Genomic DNA, 11,610 nt, shown 5'->3' on the forward strand with positions numbered 1-11,610 from the left:
GAAGAGACGCTGTGACGGTCGGGCGACCCTAAGTCGGTAGGCGGATTATTTTGGCGGGGACGAACCCGACAGGATCACCGTGCCGTCCGCCCGACGTTCGGCGGCGACCGGATAGAGATCCTCGAGGGCGGCGACGAAGCCGTCGACATCGCCGGCGTCGAAGGCGCCGCTAACCGCTATGTCGGCGATATTCGGCGCCTGGAGCTCCACCTTGCGCGCGCTGTAGCGATTGACCTCCGCCACGGCCGTCCGTATGGGCACGCCGTCGAAGACGAGACGGCCGGTGGTCCAGCTGGTCGCGCGCGTGGCGTCGACCGGCGTGACCTCGGGACGGTCGGCGGTGGTGACGACCTGTTCGCCGGGCTTCAGGGTCCAGTCGCCGCGGGGCGCGCGCTGATCGCCGACCTTGACGCGTCCCTCGACAAGGACCACGCGGGCGCCGTCGCCGACCCGCCGCACCTCGAAGCGGGTGCCGATCGCCGTGACCCGGGTGTCGCCCGCCGCGACGACGAAGGGACGGTTCGGGTCTCCCTTGACGTCAAACAGGGCCTGCCCCCGCACCAGGGTGACCGACCGCAGGCCGGCGCCCAGCCGGACCTGGACGCGGGTGTCCGTGTCCAGGGTCAGCCTTGACCCGTCTTCAAGCTGGATGGTCCGCAATTCGCCGACCTCCGTCGCATAGGCGAGCGGACGGTTGACCATCCACATCCCCGCCGCGGCCACGATGATGAGGGCGGCGGCGAGACCGGCGAAGGGTTTGAGCAGGCCCGCGGCGGAGACCCGCGCCCGCGAGGGACGCGTCCGGCCCAGGGCCTCGGTCGTCAGCGCGGTCATGTCGGCGTCGCCGGCAAGCTCGCGGCTCGACTCCCAGACGGATTCCACCCGGTCGTAGGCCCGGGCGTTGTCGGGGTCCCGCCGCCAGGCGCTGAATGCCTTGACGTCGTTCGTCGACACCCGGCGCTGGCTCAGCCGCGTGAACCAGGCGGCGGCTTCCCGCCGCCGGATGTCGAGGTCGTCGTCGACCGTCATCATACCCTGCCTAATCGTCCAGTCGCGCCACGCAGTGCTCGAGCGCCTTCGACATCCGCCATTCGACGGTCTTGACGTTGAGCCCGCGCGCGGCGGCGATCTCCGCATAGGTCATACCGCCAAAGCGGCTCAGGACGAAGACGTCCCGGTAAAGGGGCGGCATGGTCAGCACGATCTGCTTCAGTAGCAACTGGTCTGCCTGGGACGCGGCCTCGGCCAGAGCCGGGGGCTCGGCCGCCGGGGCCTGTCGCCTAGCGCGGCGGCTTTCGTCCCGCACGAGGTTCATGGCGATTCGCAGCAGGAAGGCCCGCGGGTGGCGGATGTCGCCGATCCGGTAGGGCGCGGCGCGCAGATAGGTGTCCTGGACCACATCGGCGGCGCGGTCCGCATCGACGTGGGCCCTGAGCCGGCCGTCGAGCCAGCCCGCATAGCGGCGATAGAGGCTGTTCAGCCCCTCCGCCGCTTCCGGGTCCAGCTGCCTGGTGTCGGTCAACACGCCTCTCCGTCCGAGGGGCAGAACCGGAATCCTCAGGCGCGAGGGGTCGGCGCCGACCCGGCGCGGGCGTGCGCAGGATCGGACCGCCGCTGGCGACAGGCGCGTGGGCGCGCGTCGTTGTGTTTGACTTCGCACAGGGGATTCCAGGCCCCTGCCGGCGCAAGCGCCGACGCCCCACCATGAATCAAACGGAATCGCGACGCAAGGCGGAGGGGTCGGGCGTTGGAATCCTCTGCGAAACGAGGCCCGCTACTTCAGCGCGCAGCGCCGCCTCCGCCCTGGGGCGAACCCCGGCTCCGGCTGCGCGCCTGTCTCACGGCGCCCGACCGGACGCCTGTAGGGGCCGCATCGCAGCGGTTCAACCCACCCGGCGGCGAGGCCCGCCGCAATAAATCTGCGGCCAGCCCGCAAAACATCGACGTTGCCGAAGTCGGGCGGCCGCGGCTACGCAAGGAGGCTTGACAACCTGCGGTGTGAGTATGGACGCGCTGTCAACCGAACCGGATCCGGCGAAGCCCGAAGTCACTCTCAGCCCGCGGGAACAGGAATGTCTGCAATGGGCGAGCCTGGGAAAGAGCTCCGCCGACATCGGGACGATTCTCTCGCTGTCGCCACGCACGGTGGATAGCTACATCGAGAAGGTCTGCGCCAAATTCCGCGTCCGGACCCGCATCGAGGCGGTGGCCGCCGCGGTCCGGCAGGGACTCATCGATCCCGGCTAGGGGAGGGGGCGGGCCAGGAACTTCTGTGAGGAAGCCCGGCGTTTCGGCGCCGATCGCCGCCGACGTTCTCACGTCCCCTGGCTCAAGATCGGCGCCTATCGTTCCCGGAACCCGCCGCAAACGATCCTACACCGCCTATCACTGGTCTCGCCAGTCGGGCTTGACCCACCACGGAGAAGGCGGAAAACACATCGATGGCCAAATATGCGCCCCTCACATCCTTTCTCCGCCGGCAGAAACGCGCCGAAGTGGACCTGACGTTCCGGGACATCGAACGCATCGTAGGCGGCATCCTGCCCAAAGCGGCGGCCGTGGACGGATGGTGGCGAGCGGATCCATCCGGGCAGTTGATGCCCCAACACATTGCTTTCGCCGACGCCGGATTTGTCGCCGAACCGCAAGCGCGAGCCGAAACCGTGCACTTCGTCCGACTGGACGCCGCCAGATATCACTCCGACACGGAGCGGGCCGAGGATCGAGGCGGTGCCATCTGACTTCAGAACACCGCCGACAGTTCCAGTTGTGTTCGGCGTGTCCCACGGGCGCTGGCATGCCCGATGACGCTGGCGCGGGGGGCGATGAACTCGGCCTTCATCTTGCGCAACAGTCGATCGCCGCATCTGAGCCGTTCAGTGGTCGGAGATTAAGGTCCAGGCGCTGGCCAAAACGTAGACGGCGAGGCTTGCGAAGCCGAGACCGGTGCGGACGGCGTGGAGGCCGCCCCACCGGCGGATGGCCGCGCGAGTGTCGCTCCCGGCCTGATCGATGGCGGCGGCTTCGAGGCGGCGGGTGATCGGCATGATGACAACGAACGTGAAGGGCCAGTTGGCGACGATAAGGAACGCGCCCACCAACCACAGCGCGTTCGGATTCAGCCAGAAGGCCAGCACGCCCGCAGCGCCCGATGCCAAGGCCAGATTGCTCTGCATGAGCGTGCCGCGCTTGTAGCTTGGGACCCATTGCTCGAGCAGGGCCCGATCGTCGAGCCTCAGCCGGGCTGGCTGTTCGGCCACGTTGATATACAGGGCTGCGCCCGCGAAGAGGGAACTGAGGATGATGGGCAGCAGCAGGGTCAAGGCAATCATGTCACAGCTCCAGAGGAGGTTGAAGGTTGGCGTCAAGCCGATCCGCGATGACCGACAGGACGCGGATCGCCGCGGCCACGTCCTCGAGGGAAAGGCCGGCCGCCAGACCCGTGACCCAAGGAGCCTGTCTGCGCAGGGCCTCCGCATAAGCGCTCTGCCCTGCTAGGGTCATGGACATGAGTTTCGACCGTGCGTGGTCGGGATTGGGCAGGAAGTCGATCAGTCCCGCCAGGCGTAGGTCGTCGGCGACCCGCTGCACCGACTGGCGGGTCAGGCCCATGGTCCGCGCGATCTGTGAAACCGTCCGTGGCGCGGCTTGCTCCGCCAGCGCCCCCAGCACCTGCCAGCGCGCACTGGTTAGGCCGATGTCCCGCACCAACGCGTCGCCTGCCTCAACCAGGGCCCCGTTGGCCCGGAACGCAGTCAAGATCAGGCGGCTGAGAACCGTCGCATCATTCATCATGGCAGCATACTGTCCATATGACAGCGAACTGTCAACAGCGCGCGTAGGAACCTCTGTACGTTCGGTCCTTGCCGTCCACGGGCCGCGGTCAAAAACAACGCTGCAGCATAGATGCAGATAGCCCGGCCACCCGTCATGCCCCAGACGTCCCCTACGCCGTTCATTAGCTCAACCCTGCGGGCGGGGCGCAACCGGCAGCGCGACGATGACAGTCAAACCTCCGCCGGGGGTCTTCTCCAGAGAAATCTCCCCGCCCATTTGCCTGATCAGAGAGCGGGCGATGGACAGTCCGAGGCCAGCTCCGCCGGTCTCCCGACTCCGCGACGCCTCGCCCCGGGCGAAGGGTTCGAAAGCGTCAGGCTCGAAGGCGTCCCCAAGGCCTGGCCCATAGTCGACGATCGCGATGCGCCAGACGGTTCCGGCATTATGCAGCTCCAGATCCGCGCCCCCGCCATACAGCACCGCATTCTCGAGGAGGTTCTCGAGAACTCTCCGCAAGCCGGGGGGATCAGCCAGCACCAAGGCGGAGTCCGGCATGGCGCCGAGCGTCACCGGCTGCCCGAGGGTGCGCCGTTCGCGCGCCGTGTCCGCGAGCAAGGGCACGATATCCATCGGGGCGACCACCGCCGGCTTTTCCTCGCCCTTGGCCACCAGCAGCACATCGTCCACGAGGGTCGCCATCAGGGCGATGTCGCGATCGGCGCGCGCCCGCTGCTCGTCGTCGTCGATCAGGGCGACGCGCAGCCTCAGACGGGTGAGAAGGGTCTTCACGTCGTGGGCGGCGGCGGCCAGCATCCGCATCCGTTCGGCCATCAGCCGGCGGATTTCGGCGCGCATGCGATTGAAGGCCAGCGCCACCTGCCGGGCCTCGGCCGAACCGCCTTCGTCCATCGGCGGTGCGTTCAGGTCCGCGGCGAAGCTGTCCGCTGCGTCGGCGATGACCTGTAACGGGCGAGTGGCGCGGCGGATGGTTCGCCAGACCAGAAGGGATGCGATCAGACCCACCGTGAAGTTGAGGATCAGCAGGACCGCGATCCGGCCACGCCGCCGCTGCTGCGGTCCTGGGGCCACGATCAGCCGTTGACCGTCGGCCAGTTGAACCGAGAAGGGGTAGGCGGGTGCGCGCCGATCCCTGAGCGGTCGCCAGCGGTCTTGCCGCTTTTGGGGAACGAGGATCCGGACCGTGCGTCGCTCGAGCGCCGAGCCATAAGCCGAATAGGCCATCGGTCGGATGCCCCGGCGTTCCACGTAGCCGGAGGGGACGCCGGAGCTCAGGAAGAACCGGGTCTGATCGCCGTTCATGGCGATCAGCAGCAGGTCGCGCTCCCGCGACGGGGTGCGATCGAGCAGATCGGCCGCGGCGGCGACCCGGGACGGCAGCGGCAATCGCCAGCCGCCGCCGGTCTCGCGCTGAAGATTGAGGAAGCCGATCAGGCCCATGACCTGGACGGTGGCCAGGACGATCACGACAACCAGCGTGAGCCGCGTCGAAAGCGGGAGGGGGAGACGCTGCTTCACGGGAGAGCCTCCACCTCGGGGGTGAACAGATAGCCTGCGTTGCGCACGGTGCGGATCAGGCGCGGCTCCCGCGGATCGTCGCCGAGCTTTCGGCGCAGGCGCGAAACCTGGATGTCGATCGACCGGTCGAAGACGTCGGCGGCGCGCCCCTTCAGCATGTCCATCAGGTCGTCGCGGGACAGGATCGTCCGGGGTCGCCCCAGCAAGGCCGCCAGCAGGTCGAACTCCCCGGCGGTCAGTTCCAGCGGTTCGCCGGCCGGGTTGGTCAGGGCCCGGGTCGCCAGGTCGAGACGCCACCCCGCGAAAGCGTACATCCGGGGCGATCCCGCCGCTGTGGGCCGCTCGCGACGGCGCAGCAGGGCGCGGACGCGGGCGACCAACTCGCGCGGTTCGAACGGCTTGCCCAGATAGTCGTCGGCGCCGACCTCCAGCCCCACGACCCGATCCATCGCCTCGCCCCGGGCCGAGGCGATCAGGACCGGCACGGGGCTCCGGCTCTGGAGACGCCGGCAGATCGACAGGCCGTCCTCGCCGGGCATCATGATGTCGAGAATGATGAGATCCGGCGTCCGCCGCTCGTACAGGGCCCAGAAGGCAGCGGCGTCGGGCGCGGCCTCGCAGCGGAAGTCCTCCCGCGCCAGCAGGTCGCAGACCAGCCGCCGGATCTCCGGGTCGTCCTCGACGAGATAGATGAGCGCGCCCCGGGCCATGCGCGAAGCTTGGCGCAGGACGGGAACGGCGACCAGCGCCGGATACATGCTGTTACGCACTGGCGCCGGCGTGAAAAACCCGTGGCGGGCGGCGGGTGCATGGTGAGGGCGTCCGGTTCAGACCGGTCCCAACCGAAGGCATCTCCCATGACCTCCCTCGAACGAACCTCCCGCCTGCCCCGACGCGCGATGGTCGCCACTTCAGCGGCCGTTCTCGCCCTCGCCGGCGTCGCCGTCACGGCCGAGAGCGCCGACGCCCAGTCCCGCTCGCGAAGCCGCTCGGCCACCGTCAGCGGCCCCAACCATAGCGCCAGCCGAAGCGCCGAAATCTATCGCAGCCCGGGCTCCACTTCGGTGTCGCGGTCCGGCACGGTCGATGGCCAGCACTGGTCCAGCTCCCGCAGCCGCACCACCGTGGCGACCGAGGACGGCTATGCCACCAGCGCGACCCGCACCGGCCCGGCCGGGAACACCCAGACCCGCACCGGTCAGGTGACCGTGGACGAGAATGGCTACAGCCGCTCCTCCGAGGTCCAGACCTCGGGCGGCTACGGCTACGAGCGCGACGTCGATGTCTACCGCGACGAGAACGGCGCCGTGATCACCCGCGGCGTCACGACCAACAGCGGCGCCTCCTCCTCCAGCACTGTCGTCCGCACCCGCCCGGATTGACCTTTCCCGTTTCGGGCGGCGCTTCACCCGCCGCGACGTCCGCCCGATGCCCCGGTCGCCCTGGCGACCGGGGCGCCTTTTCAGAGAGAAAACCGATGCAGACCCTTGTTCCGTTCGCCGCGCTCGCCCTACTCTTGGCCGGTTCGCCCGCCGCCGCCCAGTCCGCGCCCGCCATGGTCGAGGCCCTGTTCGGGCGCGCCGACCTCAACAACGACGGCCTGCTGTCGCCGGCCGAGTTCCACGCCGCCCGCGAGACCCTGTTCGCCCGGGCAGATGCGAATGACGACGGCCGGCTGACGATGTCGGAAGCGCGCGCGCTACGACCCGAGGGTGGATCGCGCGAACGCCGGCGGCCGAGCCGCGAGGCGATCCAGGCCCTGCGGAGCATCGATCGCAACAACGATCGGGCGATCGACATCGGCGAGTTCCGCGTCCTGGGGAGCCAGCGCTTCGCCGCGGCCGACATCGACCGTGACGGTTACATCGCGCGGGGCGAAATCGCCGCCTTTGGCCGCTCCATGGGCATGGGCGACTGACGATGCGCGGAGAGTACGCCCTGTGGTTCCTCGGCGTGGCGCTGGCCTTCGCCGTGCTCGAAGCTTGGCTGCGGCGCCGGTCCGGTCGTGGGTATGACCGGTCGGCCGCGCTGGGAACACTGGGAGTCGCGGGCGGACAGATCCTGTTCAACGGGCTGGCGGGGATCGGGATCGGGGCGGTCTATATGGCCGTCTGGTCGGCCACGCCGCTGCGCCAGCCGCTGGACTCGGCCTGGTCTTGGGCCGCGCTCTTCCTGCTTTTCGAGTTTCTCTACTATTGGCAGCATCGCCTCAGCCACGAGGTGCGCTGGCTCTGGGCCAGCCACAGCGTGCATCATTCGGCCGAGGAACTGACCCTGCCGGCCGCCTTCCGTCTCGGATGGACCGGCTCGATCTCCGGGCTCTGGCTGTTCTTCCTGCCGCTGCCGGCGCTCGGCTGGCACCCCGCCGCTGTCGCGGCGGTGCTGGCCTTCAACCTGCGCTTCCAGTTCTTCCTGCACAGCGAGTTGCCGCCTCGACTGGGGCCCCTGGAGTGGATCTTCAACACCCCGTCGGCGCACCGCGTCCACCACTCCTCAAACGCCAGCTATCTCGACCGGAACTACGGCGGGGTGCTCATCGTCTTCGATCGACTGTTCGGCACCTATGCGCGCGAGCGGCCCGAGGAGCCGTGCCGCTACGGCCTGACCGAACCGGTCGGCAGCAACAATCCGGTCCGCATCGCCTTCCACGAATGGGGCCGGCTGCTGGGCGACATGACGCGGGCGGGCGGACCCGTGTCCGCCGTTCGCGTGGCGCTGGGCTATCCCGGGAAGCGTCCGGAGGGGCATCATCATGTCTGATAGGGAGACCGACGTATGACCGATGCAAACAGCCTTCGCGGAATTGGCGTGGCGCTCGCCGCCGGCCTGGCCCTGGCGATGGCGTCGCCGGTCGGCGCCGGCTCCGTGGTCGTCGAGGCCGGGCGGCTCCCGGACCCCGCGTCCGTCGAGGTGATCGATGGCGAATGGCGCGACGACGCGCGGGACCGGACCGTTCCCTACAAGCTCTACCTGCCTTCAGGGTCCGGGCCGGCGCCGGTGGTGCTGTTCTCTCATGGCCTCGGCGGTTCGCGAGAGGCCGCCGGCTTCCTTCTGGAGGCCCTGGCCGAGGCCGGCTTTGCGGCGGTCTCGATCCAGCACCCCGGAACCGATGAATCCATTCTCGCGGACCTCCGACCCGGCGAAGGCCGCCAGGCGTTGGCGCGGCTCACGCGCGGTCCCGGCGCCCGCGCCGGCGCCGTGGCGCGCTTCGGCGACGTCCGCTTCGTGATCGACCGGCTTGAGGCCGAGAACGCCAGCGGACGCTTCGCCGGCCGGTTCGATCTCATGCGGCTGGGCATGTCCGGTCATTCATACGGGGCCCTGACCACGCTGGTCGTGCTGGGTCAGGGCTCATCCGACGGCGCACCAGGCCCGTTCCGGGATCCCCGGATCGACGCCGGGATTGTTTACAGCCCCAACGCCCCGCGGAACCAGGATCCCGGTACGGCCCTGGCCGGAATCCGGACGCCGATCCTGCATTTCACCGGCACGGAGGATCGGACGCCGTTCGATCTGGAGGACACCCCGGAAGGGCGAACGCTTCCGTTCCGCACCATCACGGGCGCCGATCAGTACCTGGTTGTCCTGACCGGCGGTGATCATCAGATCTTTGGCGGAAGGGTGCAGGCGAGGCGAGGGATGACGTCGACCCAGACGGCGCAGACCGGGGCGATCGTGCGCGAGTCCTTGATGTTCTGGCGCGCGCATTTGTTGGGCGACGTCGATGCTCAGAACGCCCTGTGCGAGCTGCCCCGGAGTGTGGCCGACGTCGCGCACGCCGAGGTCAAGGCTCCCCGGTGCGATCCGGATGGCTGAGTTCCGATCTTCACGTTGTTGCCCGATCGGGCTCAACTCTGCTGGCGAAGATCCCGCGGCGCAGCGGGGCGGACACATCCAGCATCGTTGGAGCCGAGCCACGGGTCGAATCCGGTTCACTCCATCGTCCAGCGATTGATCACCCGACCGCTGGACCGGTGCACGATGCCGGCCAGGCCGGCACCAGGCGGCGGACGATCTGTCTCGGTCCACGCGCTGGTCTCGACTTCGGTCCGGGATCGGTCTCAACGGCCGTATGCGGTGCTGATCGGAAGGTCGTTGCTCTTGGCCAGGATATTGACCTCGGCAACAGACGCGACTCGCGCGACCGCCCGCGAGACGGGATGGCCGTGGCGCATTCCGCTGCAACACCGCACCGGCAAAGGCCACGTCTATTCCAGCGCCCATATCGAGGATGACGAGGCAGAACGGGTCCTGCTCGCGAACCTCGAGGGCGAGCAGCTGGCCGAGCCGAACCGGCTCCGCTTCCGGCCCGGTAAGCGCAAGCAGGGCTGGAACAGGAACTGCGTGGCCATCGGCCTCGCCGCCGGCTTCCTAGAGCCGTTCGAGTCAGCATTCACCTGATCCAGTCGGCCATCATCCGCATGGTCCGGCTGCTGCCCGACGCCGGTTTCGACCCCGCCACCATCGCCGAGTTTAACGGCCAGACCGACTTCGAGTACGAGCGGGTCCGCGACTTCATCCTGCACTACAAGCCACGGCGCGGGACGACTCGGCCTTCTGGCGCTACTGCCGCGACATGGAGGCGCCCGACACCCTGCGCGTGTGGATCGGCGTCGGGACCCACACACAGGGTCTCAGTGATGTGGACGATCATTGGTCCGTGAATCGGCTCCGGCCCGTTCTCAGGTCATCCTCGGCTCTCGGCTCGAGGCTTCGCCATGATCAGCTTCGCCCATCTCAAGTGGTCGATTCGCTTCAGCCGAGCCATCCGAGGCCCAGCGCCTTCTGAAGCGCAACATAGTCTGCGGTCAAACCGGCCGTGGCCGCGGAGAGACCGTCCTCAGCATCGATCCGCTGCCGCTCTGCGCCGAGCGCATCGATGCGCGACACCTTGCCGGCTCGGTAATTCTGCTGCGTCAAATTGGCTGATCGGTCGGCCGACGCCTTCGCCCGCGCGAGAATCGCGACGGTTGCACGACTGGCTCGGAACCGCGCCAAGGCATCTTCCGTGTCTCGTAACGCCCCGAGGACCGCCGCGTCATACAGGGCTTCGGCTTCGTCTCGCGCCGATTCGCGCTGCCTGATCTGCCCTTGCACACGACCAAAATTCAGCACGCTCCACTGCAATGTCGGGGCGCCCAACGCGACGAAATCATCGAGATGCGTCAAGTCGGAAGGTTGCGTACCGCCGATCCCGATCACGCCCATCCAGCTGAGCCGCGGGAACCTGGCGGCTTCCGCGACCCCGATCCGAGCGGTATCGGCGGCGAGCCGGCGTTCAGCGGCGCGCACGTCGGGCCTCCGCCTGAGCATGGCTTCCGGATCGCCGATGGCAACGGCGGCGGGCGGCAGCGGCGCCGGCCGGGGCGGATCGAGCATTGCATCAAGGGCGCCCGGCTGCTCTCCGCAGAGCAAGGCGAGGGCGTTCATATAGCCCTCGGCCTGGGCCACGAGTGGCGCCACCCTGGCATTGGCGGTCTCGAACTGCATGCTGAGCCGTTCGACATCGAGCGCGGAAGCGACGCCCCTTTCGAACTGCTGGCGCGTGAGGTCGAGCATCTGCTGCTGGAGTTCCACCGACCGTCGCGCCAACGCGATCCGCGTCTGTGTGGCTCGAAGGCCGATATAGGCATGGGCGACCTCGGCGGTCAGGCTCACCTGCGCGTCAGCCAAAGTGGCCTCTGTGGCTTGCGCGGTCGCTGTCGCGGCTTCGATGCTGCGCCGCCTCCCGCCGAACAGGTCGATCTCCCAGCTGGCGTCGAAGGCGGCGGTATATAGATCAAAGGAATTCTCCCCGGTTCCGACCAGAGCCGGGATCATGGCGCCGGCAGCGCTGGAGCCGCTCTCCGGCACGCGGCCATGGCCAGCCAGCGCACCGGCGGCGACGTTCGGCGCCGCGTTGGCTCGCTCGATCCGCAGCATGGCGCGCGCTTGACGCAAGCGGGCCTGGGAAGCCGCCATATTCGGATTTGCCCGCAGCGCCCGCTCTTCAATTCCGTCAAGGATAGGGTCATCCAGCGTCTCCCACCACCGGGCAACGAGAGGCGTTGCGATGACGGCGGTGTCCCCCATGCGCACGAAGCGGGATGAAATCCCCGGCGGGCCGACATAGTCGGGACCGACCGTGCAGGCGGACAGCACAGGAAGCAGGGCGAAGAGCCAATAGGTGCGCATGGGCATCTCTTTGCTTGGCGACCGCACACTTGCGCGCGAGGTCCGCTGAACGGCGTCACATCCCGGCTTCGGTTCGGCTCGGGACCGCCAGCCAATCTGACGACACCGAATCTGCGGCCTAGA

The 11,610-nt window shown here is 68.5% G+C and carries 13 protein-coding genes and 1 pseudogene; 7 read left to right on the forward strand and 7 right to left on the reverse strand.

The genetic code is table 11. From position 1 onward, the window contains the following. Positions 1-45: 45 nt before the first annotated feature. Together PSV00_RS10165 and PSV00_RS10170 are read right to left on the reverse strand one after the other, a co-directional pair. A complete protein-coding gene (locus PSV00_RS10165; RefSeq protein ID WP_300446720.1) occupies positions 46-1,029 on the reverse strand; it encodes a FecR domain-containing protein in 984 nt (327 codons plus the stop codon). A gap of 10 nt (positions 1,030-1,039) precedes the next feature. Continuing rightward, positions 1,040-1,522 (reverse strand): RNA polymerase sigma factor, encoded by a 483-nt coding sequence (locus PSV00_RS10170; RefSeq protein ID WP_300446722.1) that lies wholly within the window; start codon positions 1,520-1,522, stop codon positions 1,040-1,042. Positions 1,523-2,004: 482 nt separating this feature from the next. Here PSV00_RS10170 and PSV00_RS10175 point away from each other — a divergent pair, with 482 nt between their 5' ends. Next, positions 2,005-2,247, forward strand: coding sequence for a helix-turn-helix transcriptional regulator (locus PSV00_RS10175; protein ID WP_300446724.1), 243 nt, complete (start codon positions 2,005-2,007; stop codon positions 2,245-2,247). Positions 2,248-2,441: 194 nt separating this feature from the next. After that, the gene (locus PSV00_RS10180; protein WP_300446726.1) at positions 2,442-2,741 is read left to right on the forward strand and encodes a toxin-antitoxin system, antitoxin component; all 300 of its coding nucleotides are present in this window, start codon (positions 2,442-2,444) and stop codon (positions 2,739-2,741) included. A gap of 135 nt (positions 2,742-2,876) precedes the next feature. Here PSV00_RS10180 and PSV00_RS10185 read toward each other — a convergent pair whose 3' ends face one another. The 4 genes from PSV00_RS10185 to PSV00_RS10200 all read right to left on the reverse strand — a co-directional run bounded on the left by PSV00_RS10185 (position 2,877) and on the right by PSV00_RS10200 (position 6,083). Next, positions 2,877-3,332, reverse strand: a complete 456-nt coding sequence (locus PSV00_RS10185; RefSeq protein ID WP_300446728.1) for a DUF1772 domain-containing protein — start codon at positions 3,330-3,332, stop codon at positions 2,877-2,879. Between the two features lies 1 nt (position 3,333). After that, positions 3,334-3,795 (reverse strand): MarR family transcriptional regulator, encoded by a 462-nt coding sequence (locus PSV00_RS10190; protein ID WP_300446729.1) that lies wholly within the window; start codon positions 3,793-3,795, stop codon positions 3,334-3,336. A gap of 168 nt (positions 3,796-3,963) precedes the next feature. Next, positions 3,964-5,313 carry a HAMP domain-containing sensor histidine kinase gene (locus PSV00_RS10195; RefSeq protein WP_300446730.1) on the reverse strand — a complete coding sequence of 450 codons (1,350 nt, stop codon included), beginning with the start codon at positions 5,311-5,313 and terminating at the stop codon, positions 3,964-3,966. Then, positions 5,310-6,083 (reverse strand): response regulator, encoded by a 774-nt coding sequence (locus PSV00_RS10200; RefSeq protein ID WP_366944651.1) that lies wholly within the window; start codon positions 6,081-6,083, stop codon positions 5,310-5,312. Before PSV00_RS10200 ends, PSV00_RS10195 begins: the two co-directional genes overlap by 4 nt. 87 nt (positions 6,084-6,170) lie before the next feature. Here PSV00_RS10200 and PSV00_RS10205 point away from each other — a divergent pair, with 87 nt between their 5' ends. The 5 genes and pseudogenes from PSV00_RS10205 to PSV00_RS10225 all read left to right on the forward strand — a co-directional run. Next, positions 6,171-6,695 carry a hypothetical protein gene (locus PSV00_RS10205; RefSeq protein WP_300446732.1) on the forward strand — a complete coding sequence of 175 codons (525 nt, stop codon included), beginning with the start codon at positions 6,171-6,173 and terminating at the stop codon, positions 6,693-6,695. A gap of 95 nt (positions 6,696-6,790) precedes the next feature. Continuing rightward, a complete protein-coding gene (locus PSV00_RS10210; RefSeq protein ID WP_300446734.1) occupies positions 6,791-7,231 on the forward strand; it encodes an EF-hand domain-containing protein in 441 nt (146 codons plus the stop codon). A 2-nt stretch (positions 7,232-7,233) separates the two neighbouring features. Next, the gene (locus tag PSV00_RS10215; protein ID WP_300446737.1) at positions 7,234-8,073 is read left to right on the forward strand and encodes a sterol desaturase family protein; all 840 of its coding nucleotides are present in this window, start codon (positions 7,234-7,236) and stop codon (positions 8,071-8,073) included. A gap of 15 nt (positions 8,074-8,088) precedes the next feature. Continuing rightward, the gene (locus PSV00_RS10220) at positions 8,089-9,129 is read left to right on the forward strand and encodes a hypothetical protein (RefSeq protein WP_300446739.1); all 1,041 of its coding nucleotides are present in this window, start codon (positions 8,089-8,091) and stop codon (positions 9,127-9,129) included. Positions 9,130-9,447: 318 nt separating this feature from the next. Further along, positions 9,448-9,913 (forward strand): annotated as a pseudogene (locus PSV00_RS10225) (tryptophan 7-halogenase); the annotation flags it as partial. A gap of 155 nt (positions 9,914-10,068) precedes the next feature. Here the strand turns inward: PSV00_RS10225 and PSV00_RS10230 are convergent. Continuing rightward, a complete protein-coding gene (locus PSV00_RS10230; RefSeq protein WP_300446742.1) occupies positions 10,069-11,487 on the reverse strand; it encodes an efflux transporter outer membrane subunit in 1,419 nt (472 codons plus the stop codon). Positions 11,488-11,610: the final 123 nt, after the last annotated feature.

Origin of the sequence: Brevundimonas sp., assembly GCF_029945885.1 — a bacterium.
GTDB lineage: Bacteria > Pseudomonadota > Alphaproteobacteria > Caulobacterales > Caulobacteraceae > Brevundimonas.